This is a genomic window from Nocardia sp. NPDC051911 (genome assembly GCF_040681035.1).
In the GTDB taxonomy this organism is placed as follows: Bacteria; Actinomycetota; Actinomycetes; order Mycobacteriales; family Mycobacteriaceae; genus Nocardia; species Nocardia sichangensis.
The window spans coordinates 34978-58008 of the sequence record NZ_JBFAXY010000036.1; the positions used below are offsets into that span (position 1 = coordinate 34978).

The 23031-nt window shown below is 68.0% G+C and carries 18 protein-coding genes; 9 read left to right on the forward strand and 9 right to left on the reverse strand.

All coding sequences use genetic code 11. The annotated features are described in order from the left end of the window. Window positions 1–130: 130 nt before the first annotated feature. From AB0L97_RS32135 to AB0L97_RS32160, 6 genes are all read right to left on the reverse strand, one after another. Entirely contained in the window at window positions 131–1594 is a 1464-nt protein-coding gene (locus tag AB0L97_RS32135) for an aldehyde dehydrogenase family protein (RefSeq protein WP_364436989.1), read from the reverse strand. Window positions 1595–1637: 43 nt separating this feature from the next. Continuing rightward, entirely contained in the window at window positions 1638–1898 is a 261-nt protein-coding gene (locus tag AB0L97_RS32140) for a hypothetical protein (RefSeq protein WP_364436992.1), read from the reverse strand. A 17-nt stretch (window positions 1899–1915) separates the two neighbouring features. After that, complete coding sequence (locus tag AB0L97_RS32145) at window positions 1916–3835, reverse strand: hydantoinase B/oxoprolinase family protein (protein ID WP_364436995.1); 1920 nt, start codon at window positions 3833–3835, stop codon at window positions 1916–1918. 9 nt (window positions 3836–3844) lie between these two features. After that, complete coding sequence (locus AB0L97_RS32150; protein ID WP_364436998.1) at window positions 3845–5911, reverse strand: hydantoinase/oxoprolinase family protein; 2067 nt, start codon at window positions 5909–5911, stop codon at window positions 3845–3847. Between the two features lie 131 nt (window positions 5912–6042). After that, window positions 6043–7134: a LuxR C-terminal-related transcriptional regulator gene (locus AB0L97_RS32155; protein WP_364437001.1), complete on the reverse strand. Its 1092-nt coding sequence runs from the start codon at window positions 7132–7134 to the stop codon at window positions 6043–6045. A 116-nt stretch (window positions 7135–7250) separates the two neighbouring features. Beyond that, window positions 7251–8246: an AraC family transcriptional regulator gene (locus AB0L97_RS32160; protein WP_228827021.1), complete on the reverse strand. Its 996-nt coding sequence runs from the start codon at window positions 8244–8246 to the stop codon at window positions 7251–7253. 188 nt (window positions 8247–8434) lie between these two features. Between AB0L97_RS32160 and AB0L97_RS32165 the strand changes: the two genes are divergently transcribed. The 5 genes from AB0L97_RS32165 to AB0L97_RS32185 are packed head-to-tail and all read left to right on the forward strand — an operon-like array spanning window position 8435 to window position 15216. Continuing rightward, the gene (locus AB0L97_RS32165; protein ID WP_364437005.1) at window positions 8435–8644 is read left to right on the forward strand and encodes a hypothetical protein; all 210 of its coding nucleotides are present in this window, start codon (window positions 8435–8437) and stop codon (window positions 8642–8644) included. A 25-nt stretch (window positions 8645–8669) separates the two neighbouring features. Then, window positions 8670–10712: a hydantoinase/oxoprolinase family protein gene (locus AB0L97_RS32170; RefSeq protein WP_364437008.1), complete on the forward strand. Its 2043-nt coding sequence runs from the start codon at window positions 8670–8672 to the stop codon at window positions 10710–10712. A gap of 1 nt (window position 10713) precedes the next feature. Continuing rightward, entirely contained in the window at window positions 10714–12687 is a 1974-nt protein-coding gene (locus AB0L97_RS32175) for a hydantoinase B/oxoprolinase family protein (RefSeq protein WP_364437011.1), read from the forward strand. Continuing rightward, window positions 12687–13703, forward strand: coding sequence for an alcohol dehydrogenase catalytic domain-containing protein (locus tag AB0L97_RS32180; RefSeq protein WP_364437013.1), 1017 nt, complete (start codon window positions 12687–12689; stop codon window positions 13701–13703). The genes AB0L97_RS32175 and AB0L97_RS32180 overlap by 1 nt, the downstream gene beginning before the upstream one ends. Window positions 13704–13734: 31 nt before the next feature. Beyond that, window positions 13735–15216 (forward strand): aldehyde dehydrogenase family protein, encoded by a 1482-nt coding sequence (locus AB0L97_RS32185; protein ID WP_364437016.1) that lies wholly within the window; start codon window positions 13735–13737, stop codon window positions 15214–15216. 12 nt (window positions 15217–15228) lie between these two features. Here the strand turns inward: AB0L97_RS32185 and AB0L97_RS32190 are convergent, their stop codons facing one another. From AB0L97_RS32190 to AB0L97_RS32200, 3 genes are all read right to left on the reverse strand, one after another. After that, entirely contained in the window at window positions 15229–16389 is a 1161-nt protein-coding gene (locus AB0L97_RS32190; RefSeq protein ID WP_067809735.1) for a beta-propeller fold lactonase family protein, read from the reverse strand. Between the two features lie 534 nt (window positions 16390–16923). Next, a complete protein-coding gene (locus tag AB0L97_RS32195) occupies window positions 16924–17877 on the reverse strand; it encodes a LysR family transcriptional regulator (RefSeq protein ID WP_364437020.1) in 954 nt (317 codons plus the stop codon). Window positions 17878–17968: 91 nt separating this feature from the next. After that, window positions 17969–19315 carry a phenylacetate--CoA ligase family protein gene (locus tag AB0L97_RS32200; protein WP_364437023.1) on the reverse strand — a complete coding sequence of 449 codons (1347 nt, stop codon included), beginning with the start codon at window positions 19313–19315 and terminating at the stop codon, window positions 17969–17971. A 340-nt stretch (window positions 19316–19655) separates the two neighbouring features. Between AB0L97_RS32200 and AB0L97_RS32205 the strand changes: the two genes are divergently transcribed. The 4 genes from AB0L97_RS32205 to AB0L97_RS32220 are packed head-to-tail and all read left to right on the forward strand — an operon-like array spanning window position 19656 to window position 23007. Further along, a complete protein-coding gene (locus AB0L97_RS32205; protein ID WP_067809732.1) occupies window positions 19656–20813 on the forward strand; it encodes an acyl-CoA dehydrogenase family protein in 1158 nt (385 codons plus the stop codon). Window positions 20814–20848: 35 nt separating this feature from the next. Next, window positions 20849–21352, forward strand: coding sequence for a MaoC/PaaZ C-terminal domain-containing protein (locus AB0L97_RS32210; RefSeq protein WP_364437027.1), 504 nt, complete (start codon window positions 20849–20851; stop codon window positions 21350–21352). A 4-nt stretch (window positions 21353–21356) separates the two neighbouring features. Continuing rightward, window positions 21357–22568 carry a thiolase family protein gene (locus tag AB0L97_RS32215; RefSeq protein ID WP_364437030.1) on the forward strand — a complete coding sequence of 404 codons (1212 nt, stop codon included), beginning with the start codon at window positions 21357–21359 and terminating at the stop codon, window positions 22566–22568. Between the two features lie 16 nt (window positions 22569–22584). Further along, the gene (locus AB0L97_RS32220) at window positions 22585–23007 is read left to right on the forward strand and encodes an OB-fold domain-containing protein (protein WP_364437033.1); all 423 of its coding nucleotides are present in this window, start codon (window positions 22585–22587) and stop codon (window positions 23005–23007) included. The last annotated feature ends 24 nt before the right edge of the window (window positions 23008–23031 follow it).

Here is a 23031-nt window from a genome sequence, read left to right on the forward strand (position 1 = left end):
CCGGCGGGCCGGTGGTTGTCCGGTCATCGACGAGACGCGCGGCGGCCTTTCCACGTTCGTCCTGGCTGCCGGCCGATGACACGTACGCCCCATGCTCGGTGAAGGTCGGCGACTTCGCCGGTCGGCAGGTTCACAGCGGCCACTGCAGGTGCTTGACTTCGAAGAACTCGCGGAACCCTTCTTCGCCGCCTTCTCTGCCGATGCCGCTGTGGCCGGGACCGCCCCACGGGGCGTCGGCCCGCATGCCGCCGCCACCGTTGATGGTGACGGTGCCCGACCGCAGTCGCCGGGCGAACTCGATGGCCTCGGGGATCGGCCCCCAGACATTGGCGTTGAGTGCGTATTTGACATCGTTGGCGATGCGGACGGCGTCATCGAGGTCCGTGTAGGGCATGATCACACCCACCGGTGCGAACAGTTCCTCCTGGGCGATCTCGGCTTCGTTGGGCACACCGGTCACCAGGGTCGCCTCGAGGAAGAATCCGTTGTCGAGGCCCGCAGGCCGGCCACCACCGACCGGTATGTCGGCGCCGGCATCGCGGGCTCGGGCGAGGAAGCCCTCGACGTCGGCGCGGTGTTCGCCGGTGATGAGTGGCCCCAGGACGGTGTCCGGCGCGAGCGGGTCACCGACGGTGAGGCTGCGCAGGAACGCGCCCGAACGTTCGACATATTCGTCGAAGTCTCTCTGCGGCACCAAGCTTCGCGTCGTGGCGCCGCACGCCTGGCCGCTGTTGCGAGTGAATCGCAACGCCGAGGCGGGAACGGCGCGTTCCAGATCGGTACCGGGCAGCAGGATGTTGGGTGACTTGCCGCCGAGTTCGAGGACCACCTTCTTCAACGACGGCGCGGCCAGAGTGAGGATTCTGCTGCCGACCGCGGGGGAGCCGGTGAAGGTGACCATGTCGACTTCGCCTGCGGTGACGACCTGTTCGGTGACCGCGGGCGGGCCGAACACGAAATTGACCGCGCCCGCGGGGAATCCGGCTTCCTCGACCAGCTCGACGAACGCGGCGGTGAGCAGCACGGCCTTGGGCGAGGTGACCAGTATCGCCGAACAGCCTGCGGCGAGTGCCGCGCCGAGTTTGTAGGCGCTCATCATGATCGGCACGTTGTAGGCGACGATCGCCGCGACCACGCCCGCGGGTTGGCGCAGCAGCAGGCTGCTGGTGGTGATCGGATCGTGGTCGAGCGGCATCGGCTGTTCGTAGCCGTCGCGTGGTCCGCGAACGGCGGCGTCGGCGAACCAGCGGAAGAATTTGGCGGGCAGGTCGGCGTGGAGGGTGGCGCCGCTGCCGACCGGGGTGCCGATCTCGGTGGCGGCGAGCCGGACCAGCGCTTCCCGGTTCGCCTGGAGGAGGTCGGCGAGGCGGTGCAGCAGAGCACCGCGTTCGGCGGGGCGGAGCCGGCTCCATGCCCCGTCGTCGAACGCGCGTCGAGCCGCCGACAGCGCCGCAGCCACCTGGACGGGACCGGTGGCGGGAGTGAGCGCCACCTGGAGGCCGGTCGCGGGGTTGATCGTGGCGATCGGGTCGCCGTCGCCGCCGGTCCAGCGACCGTCGATGTAGCTGGACGCCGCACGGATCGGAGTAGTCATGCGCGAATCCTTCGCGGGTAGAGATCGGATGGTGGGAGAGCGCTCAACCGACGCGGGAAGCGGGCCAGTCCCTGGCGGGAGAGCGCCAGGCGGGCCAATGGTCCTCGGGCTCCGGGCGGGTCACCGACACGTGGTGGAAGCACTGCTGGCACTTCACGACCATGCGCGGGCCGAGGAAGTTGGCGACGGGATAGCGTGCCAGCTTCGCCGCACCGCAGGCCGGGCACGCGCCGTCGACGGGCACCCGTTCGACATATACGCGCTCGGTCTCGGGGCGGGGGAACAGGAGTCGATCTACTGACATGGAATTGGTCCTCGTCTTCAGAGTGTCCAGGTGCGGGGAGTGGCGACCGGCACCTGCCAGCGCCCTTCGGCGCGCTCGCTCGCCAGACGCGCGCGCTGTGCCGTCGTGGCCGCTTCGTCCACCACTCCGTCGCTGAGCACGACGCCGTAACCGGCGGTGGCGAATTCGGTGCTCACCAGTCCGGACCGCACGTCGGACGCGACCCGGTCCACCTCGCGTTCGAGCGGATCACCCCAGCCGCCGCCACCACCGATGACGAACCGCAGGGCGTCGCCGGCTCTCAGGATCAGACCGGAGAACTTGCCTGTCCGATAGCGCGCGCCCCGCCCGAATTCACCGTGGTTCGGGTCGGGCCTGCCGTCGGCGTCGAACATGCCGAACAACGGCTCGATGCCGCGCAGGTCGAGCGGGTCGCAGTGCCGGGCGAGATCGAAACCCTCGATGTACCAACCGAATGCGGGAGCGCCCGCGCCACCGCCGTTGGAGCCCGGTGCGCCGACGCGGATTCGGTCGGCGGTGACCGTGACCATCGTGTCGGACTCGGCGTAGATCGAATACACCGAGCCGGCGCCACCGCGATACCGACCGGCACCTGCGGTATCGACCACCATCTCGTGCTGGACGACGACCAGCGGGCTCTCGATCTCGAGGTGCTCCTGCACGGAGGTGCGGCAGTTGCCGATCGGGATCACGCAGAACGAGACACCGTCTTCCTTCCACGTGCCGCCCCAGCCCCCGCCCGCGAGCGCGAACGCGCCCCACGGTGTTCCCTCGCGCCCGGCCCGGGTGTCGATGCCGCCGAGGCTGACGACCACCGCGGTGCCGGTGTCGCAGGCGAAGGCCTCGTCGGTGGCCCGGCTGAGCGCCTGGGTCACCACATTGATGCCGCGTGCGCCGATATCGGCGTGGTTGGAGCAGCTCGACGGTGGCAGTACCTGCACCACACTGCCGGACGGCAGGATCGTCTCGACCGGGCGCAAGGTGCCGCTGTTGACCGGCGTGGAGGGGTCGACCATCAGCTTGACCGCCTCGATGCATCGGGTGGCCTCGCACCAGGCGGTGCCGCAGTTGCCCAGCGGCTGACGACCGGAACCGGAGAAGTCGATCTCCATCGAATCCCCGCGGACCTTCACCGTGACGTGCACGGGGATCGCTTCACCGCTCACGCCGTCCTCGTCGAGGAAGTCCTCGGCGGTGTAATCGCCGTCTGGAATGCTCGCGATACCGCGGCGCATGCTCGCCTCGGTCGACTCGATGGCGTATCGCCCAGCGGCCCGGATCTTGTCCAACCCGCTACGGGCGACGAGTTCCTGCAACTGCCGTTCGCCGACGACCAGGCAGCCGTGTAGTGCGCGCAGATCGCCGAGCACGAGCTGCGGCACCCGGTTGTTCTCCAGGAGGAAGTTGAAGGTCGGCCGCACCGGAACGTCGTTGGCGTACAACAATGTCGGCGGCAGTTTGAGCTGTTCCTCGAAGTGCGTCTGCGTGCCGTTGGAGAAGCCGCCGGGGATCGCCCCGCCGAGGTCGACCAGGTGCGAGGTCGAGTGCAGCAGGAACTCCACCCGGCCGTCCACGAACACCGGACGCAGCAGGTTCACGTCGGACTGGTGGATGGTGCCACGCCACGGGTCGTTGACGAAGATGACGTCGCCGGGCTGCATCGTGTCGATGTCCCAGTCGTCCATCACGAAATTCGCGATATGCGGCGCGGTGAAGGCGTGCTGCATGCAGCCCTCCCACAGCGCGACCGTCTCCCAGCCGTCGTCGGTGCGCATGTGGATGGCGCTGGTGCAGTCGAGGATGTCGCGGCAGACCGGCGAGAAGGCGCTGCGCATCAGGGAATCCAGCATCTCGCGGGCGACTTCGATGAGGCCGTAGCGCAGGATGTCGAGCTCGACGTCGACCGCGAGGCCTGGGGTATGGGTGGTGCTGGTCATGGTTGCTCCTCAGGCCTGCGGCTCGATGATGAGATTGGTGTCGTCGTCCACGTGGGCGGCGCGGCCGGGCAGCACCAGGGTGGTCGCGAACTTCTCGGCGATCAGGGCGGGCCCCGGCACCGGGCGATGCGGTGCGAGACGTTCACGGACGTGGATCGGCGCCTCGACGGGTTCGGTGGTGCCCGGCACGGTCAACCGGGTGGTACGCAGGAACGACCCGCCCTCGTCCGGCGTGTGGTCGGCGGCGCGGAGTTCGCGCGGGATCACCGCGGTCACCTCGACGGTGGACACGACCACGGGGATCTCGGGGGCCGCGAAACCGTAGGAGTCCTGGTAGGACTCGTGGAATCGAGGGATCAGCTCGCCGACCCGCTCGGGTGTGAGCGCGGCCGCCTCGATCGGCAGCCGGTTGTCCCAGGTCTGGCCGCGGTACATCGCGAACACGGCGCGTTCGAAGCGAAGGCGCGACACGTCGATGCCCTGATCCCGCAGATCGGTTCTGATGCTGTCCTGCAATCCCGTGAACGCGGCTTCCACCGCCTCGGCGTGGTCGGGCGCCAGCGGAGTCATGATGGATCGCGCGCGCGTCACCATGAGGTCGCTGCGCAGCAGACCGAGAGCGGAGAACTGGCCGGGACTGCGCGGCACGATCACCTTGTCCACGCCGAGGATCTGACCGACCCGGTCGGCGAGCATCGGCCCCGCCGACCCGGACGGTTGCAGAGCGAACTCACGGATATCGAGTCCGCGGTACACCGAGATGCTGCGCACCTTCGCCGCGATGTCCTGGCAGGCGATCTCGTAAGCGGCCGAGGCGAGTTCGAGTGCCGACATGCCCCACTGCTTGCCGGTTGCGCGCAGCGCCTCGACCGCGGCGTCCACGTCGAGCCGGATGGCGCCGTTGGCGAACAGGTCGGGCGCCAGGATGCCGAGCGCGGCGCAGGCGTCGGTCAGTGTGGGCTCCACGCCGCCACGCTGGTAGCAGACCGGGCCGGGATTCGATCCGGCCGAGGCCGGGCCGACGGCGACGGTGCCGAGCGCGCTGGGGCGGATCAAGCTGCCCGCGCCGGAACCGATGCTTTCGACGTCGACCAGCGGCATGGTCAGCGTCAGCCCGGTCTCCAGGGTCCAGGTGTCGGTGAGTGGAGTCCTGCCGCCGCGGATCGCGGCCACGTCGGTGCTGGTGCCGCCCACATCGATGGTGAGCAGGTTCGGCACGCCGCTCTCGCCGGCGAGCTTGACGCTGCCGCTGACCCCGCCGACCGGGCCGGAGACGAGCTGGAACACCGGCGCCCGCCCGGCGTCGGCGAAGGTCGCCACCCCGCCGTTCATCATCATGATCCACAAGGTGCCCCGGTAGTCCTGTTCGGCGAGCCGGGCCATCAAGCGCTGGAGATAACCGACGACGGCCGGACCCACATAGGCGTCCAGGGCCACGGTGGTGGTGCGCTCGTGCTCGCGCGTCACCGGATACAACGCCGAGGTCTGGATATAGGCGCCGGGCAGTTCCTCGGCGACGATCTCGGCGGTGCGCTGCTCATGGGCGGGGTCGATGTAGGAATTCATCAGGCAGACCGCCACCGAGCGGGCGCCCTGCGCACCGAGTTCTCTGGCAGCGCGGCGCACGGCGTCCTCGTCGAGGGCGAGTATTTCGCTGCCGTCGTAGCGCAGCCGGCCGGGTACCCCGAAGCGCGACTCGCGCCGCACGATCGGACGTTCCTGGTGGGGCCGCAGCCACGTCGGATCGTAGAAGCGGTCACCGAATTCGCGGTGCATGCGCCCGATGTCGAGCAGATCGCGATGGCCGCCGGTGGCGATCAGCCCGGTGTGCGCGCCCGTCCGGCTCAGCAGCGCGTTGATCCCCACGGTGTGTCCGTGCACGATCTCGGCGACCTCGGGTACGGCGACATCGATCGCCGCCAGCGACCGGAGGACGCCGATCTCCTGTTGCATGGTGGACAGGACCTTGCCGTCGCGGACCTCGCCGGTGGCTTGATTCAGGCCGATGATGTCGGTGAACGTGCCACCGACGTCGATGCCGACGATCCAGTCGGCCTTCCGTTCACTCTGTGTCATACCGCGCCTCCGGGCCCGTGTGCAGCGGCGATGGTGCCGCTCTATGTCGCAGGTCACTTTTCCGCTCGACGGGCGCGAGGACATCCACCGCGGGTGAGAGATTCGTACGACCTTCGGCCGGTCCGATCGGATCAGGCGCGGATCGTCGTCGGGTCCGCGTTGCGCAACCAGATCGAAACCGCTTCGGCGCGATTGGCGGCGCCGAGTTTGCGCAGCACGCGGGTGATGTGGGTTTTGACGGTGCCCTCGGAGATGGTGAGCTTGCGGGCGATGCGCGCGTTGGAGTCGCCCGCGGCGAGCAGCCGGACGATCTGCACTTCACGGCGGGTGAGAATCGCGTCGTCGTACCGGCTCGCCGCGATCGATGCGGTGACAGCCGGTCGCGGCGCGGACCAGCGGCCCAACCCGTCGAGCTGAGCGCGCATCGCCGAGACGCCCTCGAGCACGGACACTTTCGCCAGCTGCTGGCTCAACCCCTGAGCGAAGGCGGACAGAAGCAGCTGATCGACCTCGTCGAGCGCCCGCTGCTGGTGGTAGCAATCGCCGTGCACGAGGCCGACCACGGCGCCGTCGACCACGAGGGGTGCGATCCCGTAGGAGGAGGATTTGGTGATCGCCGCCAGCGGGCGGTTGACCCGGGGGTTGTCCTGCACCTCGTGCACCAGCACGGCGCGCGCGTCGACCACCGTGTCATTTTCGACCAAGCCGTTGTCGAGGATCGGTGGGTTCTCCCGTCCGACCGCGACGATGTCGGCCGCCCACCGGGGATCGCGGACGACGAACATCGTGTGCAGACGCCACGCCCCGTCGACGGTGGAGACCAGGGCCCGATCGAAACCGAGACCGCACGCCGCTTCCGGGACCCGGGTCAGCAGCGAGTCCACGGTGGTCTCGCCACTCACCTCGGCGAGTGCCGCGTGCACCCTGCTCAGCCGCCGCGTCCGGTTCGCGAGCCGGATCTGCGCCTGCATGGATTCCGCCGCCCTGATCCGGTCGAGCACACCGATCAATGCGGCCAGCCGGGTGGGAGAGGGCGCGCCCGCGTCCGCTTCGCGCAAGGCGTGGGAGGTGACCATGTCCCAGAGTTCGCCCAGGTTCCATTCGTCGGTGGCGGCTCGATGTTCGGCCGGATCGCGATCGATCGCGGCGTGCGCCTGCGCGGCGATCTCGGCGATGGTGGCGTTCAGCTCAGCGACACTGCGCTGTCTCGATGAACTGGACATGCGCGACCCCTGTATCCGCTGTCTTCGACACGATCTGGTGGGCCACGAGCCGAGGGCCGGACCACCGATGGATTCCCGGCTGTCGCCGGGAGCCGTGCGGGCCGGTCGACGCTGCCTCATGGTGCGGAGGTGACATCGCCGCCGGCGCGACCGGCGGTCTCCGAGGGCAGTTCGCCGAACCGTTCGCGGTACTGATGCGCGAAGCGGCCGAGGTGGAAGAAGCCCCATTTCATCGCCGTGTCACTCACCGAAGTGGCTCGGCCGGAGGCCAATTCGGCACGTACCCGGTCGAGTCGCACCGAGCGGACGTAGGCGCTCGGTGACATGCCCACAGCGTCGCGGAAGCCCAGTTGCAGCGCCCGGGCGGTGACTCCTGCACGGGCGGCGAGTTCGGCGGTCGAGACGTCGGCGTCGGGGTTGGCGTGGATATAGGCGACGGCGTCCCGTACCCGAGCGTGGCCGATGTCCGGTGCCGAGCCGGTCAGCCTCGGGGTGAGCTGGCTCGGCGCGGTGAGCAGGATCTGTGTCATCAGTGTCGACTCGAGTTCGCGGCAGGCCAGCGGCATCGTCGACACCCCGCCTTCGCGGGCCAATTCGTCGTAGACGAATCGGGTCGAGGCCAAAAGGGCACGGCCGGTGGGGGAATCGATGGGGAAGGTGAGGTCGAACAGGACCGGTTCGGTCTCCCGGTGGCCGAGCAGCCTGGCCGCGTGACGTTCGAAGGCACCTCGGCGCAGATTGATGTGATAGTGCGCCGCGTCGGCGCTCCAGCGGATCGATACAGGAGCGTCGTGGACGAACGCCACTCCGGCCTCACCCGCGCCGAACGAGCGGCGCGTGCCGTGCTGCGCCACCGTGCTCTGTCCCGCGACGGCCAGATTCACGTGATAGCACGTCTGCATCGCCGGCCCGTCGATGCGCGCGGCGGTGCCGTAGGCCATCCGGCCGACGGTCAGGCTCTCCGACCGCACCGTCTCCAGGGTGAAGTCGACGCCGCCACGCTCGTCGAGGGCGAGTTCGTGGTGGGCGAAGGTGGCGGCCACGTGGTCGTGGGCCGCGGCCGGATCTTCCGTGCGAAAGGCGCTCACGCACGCCGCGGGTGCTGACGGCAACGGCAGACCCTCCTTCCAGGCGTGAGGGGTGTCACATAGTCAATATAATATATCGTCCACCGGCGACATGACGGTTCGTTCGAAGGACAACGCGCCTTCGTCAGGCGGATTGTGACCCAGATCTCTCGATCCTACGGTCGTCCTCACGGCGCTCGCCGAACAAAACCATTGCCGTAGGAGGACCCGTCATGCCCGACGCACCGACACCCCTCGAGGTGACCCGCGAACCCCGCGACGGCACCTGCCCACGATGCGGCGCCGCCGAACTGCGCGCGTATCCCGTGGTCGCCGAGCGGGGCTGGGTGCGGGTGGTCAAGTGCCAGCACTGCCTGCATTCCGTGACGCGGGAGGCCTGGCACCGCCTCGGTCCCATCCAGCTGCTCGCCGACCTCGTCTGAGCATCGAATCACTACAGGAGACACCATGATCGCAGTCGATGTGGGCGGCACGTTCACCGACGTCGTCGCCTGGCGCGACGGGCGGATCCACACCGCCAAGATCTCCACCGATTACGCCGAGGTCGCGGGGCCCGTATTGCGTGGTGCCGAGATCCTCGGCGTAGTGGACGCGGCGGTGTTCAACCACGCCAGCACGCACGGTCTCAACGCCGTGATCACCCGCCAGCTGCCCAAGATCGGCTTCCTGACCACCGAGGGGCACCGCGACATCCTCGACATGGGCCGCGTCTGGCGTCCGGCCGAGGCCATCCTCGACCCGCACTGGCGGCGCAGCTTCGGTGACGCGTCCAGGCCGTTGGTGCAGCGTTACCTGCGGCGCGGCATCCGCGAACGGATCACCGCCGACGGCGCGGTGCTCTTCGGGCTCGACGAGGATCAGGCCAGGACCGAGCTCGAGGTGCTGCGCCGGTGCGAGGTCGCCGGTGTCGCGATCTGCTTGCTCAACGCCTATGTCGAACCCGCGCACGAGCTGCGGCTGCGCGAGCTGGTCGGCGAGGTGCTCGGCGACGTGCCGTGCTCCATCTCGAGCGAGGTGTCCCCGCTGGCGAAGGAATACGCGCGTGCCTCCACCACCGTGATCGACACGCTGATGAAGATCATCTACACCGACTACACGGCGAGCCTCGAGAAAGGGTTGAGCGAACTGGGTTTCGCCGGTCAGCTCAACTTCGCCGATTGCGCTGCGACCCTGGTGCCGTCGGCGCAGGCGATGGAGCAGCCGTTCCGGATCGTGTTCTCCGGTCCCGCCGCCGGAACCGTCGCCTGCGCCCACTTCGGCGCGCTGATCGACGAGAACGACCTGCTGTGTGCCGACGTGGGCGGCACGTCCTGTGACATCAGCGTGGTCAGCGCCGGGGAACCTTTCGTCGACACCACCTTCGAACTCGAGCACGACCTCGTGGTCAACGCCCTCGCCAACGACATCTCCAGCATCGGCGCGGGCGGCGGCAGCATCGTATCCCTCGGTGCCGCCGGAGAAATCCAGGTCGGGCCCGACAGCGCCAAGGCGCAGCCAGGCCCGGCGTGTTACGGCCGCGGTGGCACCCAACCGACGACGACCGACACCTGCCTGCTGATCGGGATCCTGGGCACCGGCGACTTCGCCGGTGGGGAACTGCGGCTCGACGCCGACGCGGCACGGCGGGCGTTCGAGTCTCTCGACACCGAACTCGACCTGGCCCATCGAGTCCGCTATGCCTACGAGATGGCGGTGAACAACATGGCCGAAGGTGTGTTCAACGTCGCCATCAAGAACGGCGTCGATCCCCGCGACTACAGCCTGGTCGCCTTCGGCGCCGCGGGCCCGATGCTGCTGCCCGCGGTCCTCGATACGGTGCAGTGCAAGCAGGTCATCGTGCCACCGAACCCGGGCCTGTTCTCCGCCGTCGGCCTGCTGTCCACCGACCAGGTGTTCACGGCCGACCGCAGTGCGTATCTCATGCTCACCGGCGAGGCCGCTCCCGCGATCGATGCGTTGTTCGCCGACATGGAGGAAAGGCTGCGGGCGCGGACCGGCGGTGGATCGGTGCGGATGCTGCGCAGCATGGACGCGCACCTGGCCGGACAGAGCTGGGAGACCCCGTTCGTGCCCGTGCCGAGCGGCACGATCGACGAAGCGGCGGTGGCCACCATGGTGTCCGCTTTCCACGACACCTACGAAGCACGCTCGGGCAACCGGTTCGAGACCATGCCTGTCGAGGGTGTGACGTTCCGGGTCCGCGCCGTGCTCGACACCCCCAAGGTCGAATACGCCGAACTCGCCGTCCGTTCCGAGGCGGACGGGCCGCTCACTCCGATCCGCACGGTCACTCTGCGCTATCTAGGTGACCTGGACGCGGATGGCGTCGGCGCCCAGCAGGCCCACGTCTACGACCGCGTGAGCTTGCGAGCCGGTGACGTGCTCGACGGCCCGGCGGTGGTCGAGGAAGAACTGTCCACCACCCATGTCGGCGCGGGGCAGCAGGCCACCGTCGGCCGGTACGGCGAAATCGTGATCCAGAGGAAGTGACATGTCCAGTCCCCCCATCCCCGCCGCCCCTCGGCTCCGAGACCTCTCCGAGGCGCAGTTCCACGATCGATACGGGTGCGACCGGTTCAGCGCGACCGTGATCGCCAACCGGCTGCGCTACGCGGTCGAGCACATGTCCACCGGTTTCATGCGTGAAGCGTTCTCGCCCATCATCCGCGACTGGTACGACTTCGCCTGCACTATCAGCGGTCCCGCCGGCAAAGGCTATCCGATGGCCGTGGTCAGCAACAGCCTGGTCGTCTTCCTCGGCACCATGGGCGACGCCGTCCGAAACGCCGTGGAGGAGTACGGGTCCGAGAACCTGCGTCCCGGTGACGTGCTGATCTGCAACGACCCCTATCGCGGTGGCAGGCATGTCAACGATGTGGCGTTCACCCGTCCGGTGTTCGTCGACGGTGAGATCGTTTCCTTCGTCACCATGTGCGCGCATCAGCTCGACATGGGCGGCACGGTGCCCGGTGGTTTCTCGGCAACCAAGAGCAACGTCTTCGAGAACGGGCTGGTGATCCCGCCCATGCTGCTGTGGTCGCAGGACGAACCGGTGCGCTCCACGTTCAGCCTGATCTTCGACAACACCCGGTGGGGCGGCATGTTGCTGCCCGACTTCAAGAGCATCTTCCAGCAGCTGAAGCTGGGGGAGCGGCTGGTGCTCGAGAACATCGATCGGTACGGCCTCGCCGCGTACCTCGGCACGCTCGACTATGCCTGTGACACCTCCGCCGAACGGATGCGCGATGCGATCGCGCTGATACCCGACGGCGACTACGAGGGTTCGGCGCTGATCGACGCCGACGGTCTCGACGACACGATCGACTACACCGTGCGGGTGCTCGTGCGCAAACGCGGCGAGAACTTGGAGATCGACCTGTCCGGCACCTCGCCCCAGGCGCGGACCTGCATCAACTGTGGTGTGCTCGACGCCAAAACCGCTGTGGGAGTGGCTCTCACGATGCTGCTGGATCCGAAGGTGCCGTTCACCTCGGGCACCTGGCGCAACGTCGACATCGCGGTGCCGCCGGGCACTATCGTCTCCTCTCTGCCGCCGGACGGCGGGATCATGATGTTCTGGGAGGCTTCCGGCGCCGTCGCGTCGGCGATCTTCGACGCGCTCAATCCCGTACTGGGCCGGTACGGCGTGGGTGGCGACTACGGCTCGACCAATACGCACAACGCGTCGGGACTGCGGGCCGACGGCACCGCGTGGACATCGGCCACCCAATGCGGCGGCGAGCACGGCCCCTGGGGCGCCACTCACGTCGGCGACGGCGACAGCTACACGGTTCTGTTCACGCTCAACAACCTCGATCCCGCGACCGAGACGATCGAACGCGATTCGCCCGTGGTGCTGTTGCGCAAGGAACACGCCATAGACACCGGCGGTGCGGGAACGTTCCGCGGCGGCGCGGCCAATCTCAAGGACGCGCTGTGGCTCACCGCCGGAGCGCACTACCTGTCGCCGTTCCGCACCAAACAGCCGTCCGGTGTGGGCGCGAACGGCGGACAGGCCGGGCCCACCGGAGCGATGTGGCTGTTCCCGCCGCGTGACGACAGCGCGACCCCGGGAATTCTGGGCACCGGCACGCAGGTCTACGCCGACAGCGTTCCCGTCGCCGGCGTGCTCGATCCCGAGACCAAGGCGCTGGACCCGATCGACGGCCGGTACCACTACTTCGCCGCCGAACAGGTGTGGGCCACCGAGCCGAACACCATCCTGCGTTGCCTCACCAATGGCGGTGGGGGCTGGGGCGATCCGTTGCGTCGCGATCCCGAGCGGGTGCTCGCCGACGTTCGCAACGAGTACGTGAGCATCGCGGGCGCAGCGCGCGACTACGGCGTGGTCGTTCATGGCGACCCGCGTCTGGATCCCGAGGGACTGCGCATCGATCGCGAGGCGACGGCGCGTCTGCGCGACGCCCGTCGGTCCGATCGCCCGCAAGAGACAGGAGACAACTGATGAAGGGGATCGTGTTCCCGGGAGACGGGACGACGGTGCTGAAGGACTTCCCCGAGCCCGAACCGGGATCCGGCGAGGTCGTGGTGAAGGTCCGCGCCTCGGGGATGTGTGGCTCGGATCTGCACTTCTACCACGGCGCTTTCGATTTCGACCACTCGGTGATCCAGGGTCACGAACCGTGTGGCGAGGTGTACGCGCTCGGCGACGGCGTCGACCCGGCCCGGTTCGCCGTCGGCGACCGCGTGATGATCCACCACTACTTCGGCTGCGGCACCTGCCGCCGCTGTCGCGCGGGCTGGCCGCAGATGTGTGAGACCGCGCCGGGTAAGACCATGGCGGTTCATGTCGACGGTGGTCACGCGCCGTTCGCCCTGGTGCCGGCCTCGGCGCTGCTGCCGATGCCGGAGGGACTGTCGTTCGAGGCAGGCGCGGCCATCGGGTGCGGCACCGGGACGGCGTGGGGCGCGATCAAGCGGCTCGGCGGTGTCTCGGATACGACCACGGTGGTGATCGGACAGGGCCCCGTGGGGCTTTCGGCGACGATGTTCGCGGCATCGATGGGCGCCCGGGTGATCGCGGTCGATGTCGATGACCGCAGGCTGGCCGAGAGTCGCCGGTTCGGTGCCGATCTGGTGGTGAACTCTCGCCAGCGGGACGTCGCGGAGGCGGTCGCCGAGTACACCGGCGGGCGGATGGCCGATGTCGTCATGGAGACCTCGGGGCGCGCCGGTGACGACGCGCTCGCTGTCCTCGGCACCTTCGGCCGGGCCGTGTTCATCGGCCTGCCCGGTCACGTCCAGTTCACGACCCAGGCGGTCTACAAGAAGCAGTGGACGCTGATGACGTCCTGGACCATGTCGTCGATCGAGCAGGCGCGATGCGCAGATTACGTTGTCGCGCACAACCTCCCGGTCGATGACCTGTACTCGCACACCTGGACCATCGAGCAGGCCGACGAGGCGTACCGATGGTTCGACAAGCAGGACGCGGGCAAGGGCGTCTTTCTGTTCGGCTGACCGACGCCCCTTTGCTGATCCGGAGAGAACCATGACCACTACTGCAACCCATCCCGTGCCCGAGTTCGTCGGCAACGCCCAGCGCAACCTGATCGGTGGGCGCTGGGTGCCCGCCGCGTCCGGCGAGACCATCGACGTCGTGAATCCGGCCACCGGCGGCACCCTCGGCGTCATCGCCGCGAGCGGCACCGCCGACGTGGACGCCGCCGTCGCGGCCGCCCGCGCGGCCTTCGAAGGCCCATGGAGCCGCTGGACTCCGCACCAGCGTCGCTCGCTGATCCTGCGCGTCCACGATCTGGTCCTCGACAATTTCGAGGAACTCGCCACCATCGAGACCCTCGACATGGGCGCCCCGCTGGCCCGGACCCGAGGACTGCGGGAGTGGACCTCGCAGGTGCTGCAATTCTTCGCCTCGCAGGTCGACGCGGGCACGGCCAGCACGCCGCCGAACTCGCTGCCCGGCGACTTCGTGACCCTGCGCTATCGCGAGCCCGTCGGCGTGGTCGGCGGGATCATCCCCTGGAACGGCCCGCTCATCGGCCTGTGGTGGATCTTCGGCCCGGCGCTCGCGACCGGTTGCACTGCCGTCCTCAAACCAGCCGAAGACGCATCGCTGTCGGTGCTGCGAGTGGCCGAGTTGCTCACCGAAGCCGGGGTGCCCGACGGCGTCGTCAACGTGGTCACCGGGTTCGGCAGAGATGCCGGCGCCGCGCTCGCCGAGCACCCCGGCGTCGACCGGATCGCGTTCACCGGCTCGGTCGGTACCGCGCGGACGATCGTGCGCGCCTCGGCCGGAAACATCAAACGGCTCCAGCTCGAACTCGGCGGCAAATCACCCGACATCGTCTTCGCCGACGCCGACTTGGACAAGGCAGTCCCCGGCGCGGCGATGGGCGTGTACACCAACAGCGGTCAGGTCTGTGTGGCCGGCACGCGGATCTTCGTCCAGCGCTCGATCCACGACGAATTCGTCTCGCGCATGGCGGAATTCACCAAGACGATTCGTGTGGGCGACGGTCTCGACCCGAACAGCCAGCTCGGCCCGCTGATCTCGCAACGTCAACTCGAACGGGTGCTGAACTACATCGACATCGGGAACAAGGAGGCCGAACTGGTCAGTGGCGGCAGGAGGCTGGACGGCGACCGGGCTTCGGGATTCTTCGTCGAACCCACGGTGTTCGCCTCCGCCACCAACGAGATGACCATCGCACAGGAGGAGATCTTCGGCCCCGTGGCGACGGTGATCCCGTTCGACGACGCGGACGAGGCACTGCGCCTGGCCAACGCGACCCCCTACGGCTTGGCGGGTGGTGTCTGGACCAGAGATCTCGGTACCGCGCACAGGGTGTCGCGGGGTCTCACCGCGGGCACCGTCTGGGTCAACTGCTACGGCGTACTCGACCCGTCGGTGGGCTTCGGCGGAACGAAGATGAGCGGCTACGGCTGGAAGGGCGGCCGCGAGCACGTGGAGAGCTACCTCTACCCGAAGGCGGTCTATATGAATCTGGGCTGAGGCGCAGAGCGGCTATCTTGTCTTCACCATGACCGGGCCGTCGGAGACGATGGTTCCGGTGTCGACCGTGGGCAGTGCGGAGGGGACCAGGCTGCCGTCGTCACGGACGTCATAGATGTGCACCTTGGTGGTGATTCCGGTGGTGAGGACATCGGCGGCATAGAGATGCTTCTGATCGTCGCTGAGCACGACCCAGCCGGGGCCCGAACCGAGCGGAGTGCTGTACGGGGAGCCGGGTAGGGGCGACAACGCACCGTCGGCACCGATGGCGAAACCGTTGACCTTGCCCGCGGCGACCGACGGGATGTAGACGCGGCGCCCGTCGGCGCTGACCTCGGCATTGTGCGGCATCGCCGGGACCGCGTAGGGCGAGCCAGGAGTGGGTGTGAGCCGGCCGTCTGCGCCGATCGCGTATCCCGAGACCGCGCCGCCCTGTTCGTGGCTGATGTAGACGAATCGTCCGTCCGGTGTGTACCCGGGATTGACCGGCAGCAGGCCGACCTGTGTCGAATCGCCGAGTGCGGCCAGGGACCCGTCGGCGTGAATGGCGAAACCGGCGACGTTGCCGTCGATCGCGCTCGCGAATCGCAGGAAGCGCCCGTCGGGGTCGATGGTCACCATGGGCAGCACGCCCGCGCCCGCGCCGGGCACGGGGATCGAGCCGGCCGGTGTCAACGCACCGGCGGCCGATACCGCGAACGCGTCGATGCGACCGGGGAACCCGCCGACCCCGACGAACAACCACTTGCCGTCCGGGGTGATCGCCGAGGTGATGGGCAGTCCGCCGTCGATCACCGCCTCGCCGCCCGCCACCGGCCGTAGCGCGCCCTGGTCGTCGACGTGATAGCCGGTGACCTTCTGGGAGGCCGCCTGCGTGGCATAGACGGTCCGGCCCTCGGGCGCGAGCGCCACCGAGAACAGGCCGAGATCCACATCGAACGGAGTGCCGGCGACCTTGGTCAGCGAACCGTCGGCGTTCATCCGCAGTACCGCGATACTGCCACTCGCGGTGCCGCCGACCAGCATGAACTGCGGCGACAGGGCGGCGGCGGCCTGCGGTGCGGGGGAGAGTGTCCAGCTCGCCGAGCTGAGCAGGACCGTGGCGACCGCGACGGCCGCCTTGTGGAATCCACGGCGGCTGAAACCGGATCGGCGGGAGGGAGATGTCGTCATCGACGTACCTTTCGCAAACAGAGCACCGGCGCTCCTTGTTCTTCCGCCCCTGGCCGCTCCGTATTCGGCAGCCGCTGCGATGCGGGGCGAAGTGAGCTAGACGGTAGGCAATCTCCGGTTCCGGAACTGTCCAGATATTCGGACACGATCACGGGATGTCCGGTCTGAAAGGGCAATGGTGCCAATCGATTCGACACGCAGCTTGTCGGCGCCACCGCGCCGCTTCTTCGACTGATCCGGAAAGTGTCCGAGTCACGGGCAGTCGTGCCGTGGACCGCGCCTAATGATCCCTTCATGGCCTCTGATTCCAAGACGACAGGTGGGGCGTTGGGCACCGACCACACCCGAGGTGGCGAGGAGGTTCTGCGCCGATTCGCGATCGGCTCCGACGGAGCGCTCGACCTCGACGAGTCGACGATCATCTACCTCGCCGCTGATTTACGCGCGCGGGCCGCGTGGATTCGGAAAGATCAGGCTGACAGAAAGGCCGCCGCGAGATCGGCGGATACGGCGGAACCGAGCGTGAAGGTGTCCTCAGGAATCGGTGGGAAGACCGAGGGCGTCGGTGGTCTCCGCAGCGGACGTTGCGAGCAGGTGTTCGACGAGAAGCTCGGTGGAGGGACCGAGTTCGCGGCCTCGCGGCGTGACCAGGTGGATCCGGCGCTCGGCCCATGGCTCATCGAGATCGAGGACGGCCACCCGGCCGGACCACTCGTGCCCGACCAGGCATTCGGGCTGCACGGTGACGCCGAGGCCGGCGTGCACGAGACTGATCGCCGTGCCGCCGCTGCGCAGGACGTGCGTGGGCTTGTACTCCTTGCCGGCCCGCTGGGCGGCGGCACGCAGCGCGGCGACGAGCGCCTGCGGCGCGATGAGGTTCTCCGGCAGCAGGTCCAGGATGGTGACCGCGCCCCGCTCGGCGAGGTGGTGGCCGCGCGGGGTGACCACGACCAGCCGGTCACGGCGGTACGGGGTGACATCGACACCGTCGAGGTCGAGGCCGTAGGCGGAGGCGAAGACGCCGAGATCGGCTTCGCCGCGGGCGATCTCTTTCACGATGTCGGAGTTCTCCACCTCGTGCACGATCAGGTCCACCAGCGGGAACTCCCGGTTGAACTCGCCGAGCTCGTGGGCGAGGAACGGCACGATCACCGAGCGGGCCGACACGACCCGTAGCTCGCCCCGCACGCCCTCTGTGAGCGAGGCGAACTCCGATCGCATGTCGTCGAGGCTGTCGAAGATCCTGCGGGCGTGGCGGGCCAGGATCGTGCCGGCGGGGCTGGGTATAACGCCCTTCGGGGTCCGGACGAGCAGTTCGACCTCGGCGATGTTCTCCAGCACTTGGATTCGTTTGGTGGCGGTGGACGCGGCGATGTTCTCGCGGATCGCGGCCAGCCCGATCTGCCGCTCTTCGATGGCCGAGAGGAACAGGCGCAGCGTGAACAGGTCGATCTGGCGGATCAGGTGCAGGCGGTTGAAAGTGGTCATCTCACCTTCGTGATCATGCAGCGGGCAGTGACCCTATCATACCGTAGTATATATTGTATATAACTAGGGCGCGTGTCTTCGCTGGTCAGGATCAGGCGCGTTCGATCAATGCCACCTTCACGTGGTCGGGGCGCTTCAGCGTTCCGTCGGGAACCAGGTCGACGATCGTTTTGACGTTGAGCGCCGAGCGCACCCGCTGTTCGATCGTGGTGCGCAGCTCGTCGCGTTGTTGCTCGCTCAGTTGCCGTCCGTACTCGACCACGAGCGGCAGCGGCTTCTGTGTGGAGTGACCCTCGAAGTTCGGCCGGATCCGCATCTCACCGGTCGTCGCGGGCGCGAGTTCCAGGACGAGTTCCTTGACCGCCGAGGGGAACAGGTTGATCCCGCGCACGATGAGCATGTCGTCGGTGCGGCCCACGCAGCGCACCTTGTAACCGGTTCGGCCGCAGGCGCAGTCGGTGCCGGTGACCACCACGTGGTCGCGGGTGCGGAAACGCAGCAGGGGGGAGGCCTGCCTGCGCAGCGCGGTGTAGACGAGTTCGCCCTGCGCGCCGGCGACCGGATCGACCTGCTCGCCGGTCTCCGGGTCGATCAGCTCGGCGATCATCAGGTCGGGAGAGAGGAAGTGCATGCCTTCACCCGCCTCGCACTCGCCCCAATAGGTGCAGGCGATATCGGTGCCGCCCAGCATCTCCCGTGACGTAGCGCCCCACAGTGCTTCGAGCTTCCCGCGGACGGCGGGCAGGCCGCCGCCGGGCTCGCCGCCGACGCTGATCGAGCGCACACCCAGCTCGTCGGCGGCGCGGCCGACGATGCGCGGTGCCTGCTCGGCCAGGTGGGTCAAGAAGTACGGCGTGCCGATGAGCCCCTCGGGCCGCTGATCGGCCTGCACCCGCAGCAGCCGCTCTGCGCCGGCCTCGGCGCCGATGGGGATGTCGACCACACCCATGTACTGCAGGATCTGGATGATCGGCAGTCCGCCCACGAAACCCTTGCTCATGCCGAAGCCGTGCAGCACGCGATCGCCGGGCCGGAAACCATTGGCATAGAGGGCGCGTGCGCCCAGCTCGCACCAGGTGCGGATGTCGGGCTCGGTCAGTCCGACATATGACGGCGAGCCGGTCGTTCCCGAGGACGCCTGCACCTGGACGATATCGGCCCCGTCGGCCGCGACGTGTGCGCCCAGCGGCGGATGGGCGGCGAGACTGTCGCGCAGTTCCTGCTTCTCGGTGAACGGCAGCCCCGCAAGGTCGGCGGTCGTGGCGACCCGGCTCACGTCGACCCCCTGCTCGGCGAACTTGGCCTGGTAGAACGCGCTGTTCCCGGCCAGGTAGGCGAGCTGCTCGCGCAGTCGTTCGTCCTGCACGCGACGGGCGTCCTCGGCGGGCAGGGACTCGACCGCGCTCCAGTGCCGCGCCGAGAACGGAATATTCCTCATCATCACTCCTGAATGGCCGATTCGCCGTCGCCGGGATAAATTGACGGTCCGGCGGAATTCTGTTCCGACCATAGATCGGTGATTCCGGCGGTTCAATTCGCAATCGGTGAAACGGCACTTCACGATTCATCACTTGCTATCGGCCGCACCGTCGTGCAGCCTCGGAATATCGCCGGTAATCCCGTCTCGGGAATCCGGAATCGTGCGAGGTCACCGCAGTGTTCCTTGCGCACCGCGCCCGACATCGACATGCGGTGGTCGGGCCGACCGCCCCAGGCTCGGTACCTGCCATCCGCCGAATCGCGCGAAAAACAATCGCATCGCACAACGGAGTAAGAGAATGAATTCCAATTTTCTGGACGAGTCGCAGGCGGCCTGGCTCGACGTCGTGAACAAATTCATGGACGAGGAGATCACCGTCGAATACGTCCGGCACTGCGATGTGAACCGGGAGTACCCCTACGAGGCGTACGAGAAGATCGCCGCGCAGGGCTGGCTGGGCATCCTCATCGACGAAGCCGACGGCGGCTCGGGTGGCGACATCTTCGACTACTCGCTGATGGCCGAGGGCCTGGGCAAGTTCGGCTTCGACTTCGCCTGCTCCGTGCTGGTGCCCACCTTCACCGCGATGAACATCCTGAAGTACGGCACCGCCGAGCAGAAGGCGCGCTACGTCAAGCCGTTCATCGACGGTTCCCTCCGCTTCTCGGTGTCGATCTCCGAGCCCGACGCCGGTTCGGACGCGTCCAACACCAAGACCCGTGCCCGCCGCGACGAGAACGGCGACTGGGTCGTCTCCGGCCAGAAACTGTGGTGCTCGGGCGCCGCCGCCAAGGACACCGTCATCGCCATGCTCGTGCGCACCGACACCGAGGACAAGCACGGTGGCCTGTCGGTCCTGCTGATCCCCAACGACACTCCGGGCGTGGACATCCGCAAGCTGCCGACCCTGTCGCGGCACGCCACCGGCACCACCGAGATCTTCCTCGACGAGGTGCGGGTCCCCGCCGACGCGCTGCTCGGCGAGGTCGGCCAGGGCTGGAAGATCATCACCGACCACCTCGAGCTGGAGCGCTGCGCGGTGGCCGCCGCCTACGTCGGCAACGCCCAGCAAGCGGTGCACGCGGCCAACAAGTACGCCCACGAGCGCATCCAGTTCGGCAAGCCGATCTACGAGTTCCAGGTGCTCAAGCACATGCTGGCCGAGAACCAGACGCGCGTGGACGCCGCCCGCCTGCTCTGCTACCGCGCCGCGAAGATGAAGGCCGCCGGCCTGCCCGCTCCGCGGGAGACCTCCATGGCCAAGCTGTACGGCTCGGAGACCCTCAAGCAGTGTGCCCTCGACGGCATGCAGATCCTCGGTGGCTACGCCAACCTGCCCGAGGCCGACATGGAGCGCTACCTGCGCGAGAGCGTGCAGTCCACCATCGGCGGCGGCACCTCGCAGATCCAGCGCACCATCATCGCCAAGTCGATGCGCCTGCCGTCCGGCGCGTAAGCCGCAGTCCCGCAGAACTTCCAGGAGGAACACCGATGGCCACCATCAACAATCGCATCGATATGCCGCTCGACGAGATCGAGGTCGGCACCGTGTTCCGCTCCGGCGGGCGCACCATCACCGAAGCCGATGTGGTGAACTACTGCGCGCTGACCGGCAACTGGATCGAGATCCACTCCAACATCCACTACGCCGCGCGGACCCGCTTCGGCGAGCGCTTGGTGCAGGGCTCGCTGACCTACTCGCTGATGACCGGTCTGATCCAGTTCGGCCCGTCCATCCAGGCCAACTACGGCATCGACAACCTGCGCTATCTGAAGCCGGTGCTCATCAACGACACCATCTACGTCACCGCCGAGGTGACCGGCAAGAAGGACAAGGACGACAAGTTCGGCGTCGTCACCTTCCTGATGAAGGCGCTCAACCAGCACGGTGACGTGGTCCAGCGCAGCGAGTGGAGCCTGCTCATGCTGCGTAAGCGCTCCGATCTCGACGCCCTCGTCGGCGCATCGCTGCCGACCGAAAACGTGCGGGGCTGAGTCCATGACCGCCCGACCTGTCGCCGCGATCGTGGGCATGGGCGATGCCTATGCCACCCGCGCCGACCGCAAGGACCCGCTGCAACTGGCGGCCGAGGCCACCGTCGCCGCGCTGGCCGACGCGGGCATCACCAAGCACCAGGTGGACGCCCTATTCACCGGTCGCTCGCCGTGGGCCGACAAGCGGTCGCAGTGGAGCAACATCTTCGCCTCCCACATGCAGATGCCCCTGACATTCACCAGTGAGCTGACCCTGCACGGCGCCGGCCTCACCGCCACGCTCGCGCAGGCCTCGCAGATGATCGCCGCGGGCAAAGCCGAGTACGTGCTCTGCCTGCAGAGCGACGCGACGGAGTTGTTCGTCGACGCCGTGGCAATGGGCGCCGAGGCCGACGCGGATCCGCAGTACGAAGTGATCTACGGACCCACGATCCCGTCCCTCTACGCCCAGGCCGCGCGCCGGTACTTCCATGAATTCGGCATCACCGAAACCGATCTCGCCGAAGTCGCCGTCGCCAACCAGCGCTGGGGCACGCACCACCCGCACGCGGCCAAGGCCCGCCACGGCGAGATCGATGTCGCCACGGTGCTCGCCTCCCCGTATGTGGCCACCCCGCTGCGCCGGTGGATGTGTTCCACCTGGGGCGGCGGCACCGGTGGCGCCCTCGTCGTCACCGCGCCCGACAACGTGCGCCCGCACCAGAGTCCGGTCTACTTGCACGGCTACGGCTCGGCCACCACACACGAGTACCTGACCGACCGGATGAACATGCGCCAGTGCAAGTTCCCCGGCTTCGGCACCCTGCCCAACCTGACCCACACCGCGACCATCGAGGCCGCACGCCAGGCCTACGCCATGGCCGACCTCGGCCCGTCCGACATCGACATGGTGCAACTGTCGGTCAACTTCGCCCACATGGGCCCGATCCTCTTGGAGGACCTGGGCTTCGCGAAGAAGGGCCACGGCATCGACGTCTACCGCGAAGGCCGCACCGGCATCGACGGTGACCTGCCCACCGATACCAATGGTGGCTGGCTGTCCTTCGGCCAGCCCGGCATCTCCTGCAACATGGACACCCTCGTCGAGGCCGTGCGCCAGCTGCGGGGCACGGCACACGGACTGGCGCCTGCCGTGCGGCCGGAAACCGCGCTGGTCCAGGGCGCGGGCGGCATGCTCGCGGCGGGCAGCGTCCTCGTACTGGCCGCGACGGCCTGAGCGGATCGGAGACATCATGAGCGAGACCACCGCACCCAACGAGTGGCCGCAGCCGTACGAGCTGCTCGACGCCGCACCCTACTGGGCGGCACTCGACGATCAGCGCCTGACCTTCCAGCGTTGCACCGACTGCACCGAGCCCGTGTGGCCTGCGCACTCGTACTGCCCGTACTGCAGCTCGGACCGGCTGGCCTGGGAGCAGTCCAGCGGCAACGGCACCCTCTACTCGTTCAGTACGGTCATGCGCGGCCCCACGCCCGTGTGGGCCTCGATCACTCCCTACACCGTGGGATTCGTCGAGATGGCCGAGGGCTACATGCTCTTCGGCCAGATCGAGGGCGATCCGGAATCCCTCACCATCGACGCACCCGTCACCGTCCGGTTCGTCGAACGCGGCGCGCAGACGGTTCCCGTCTTCACCACCGCGACCACCAGGTAGAGGTGCACGATGACAGAAGACTAT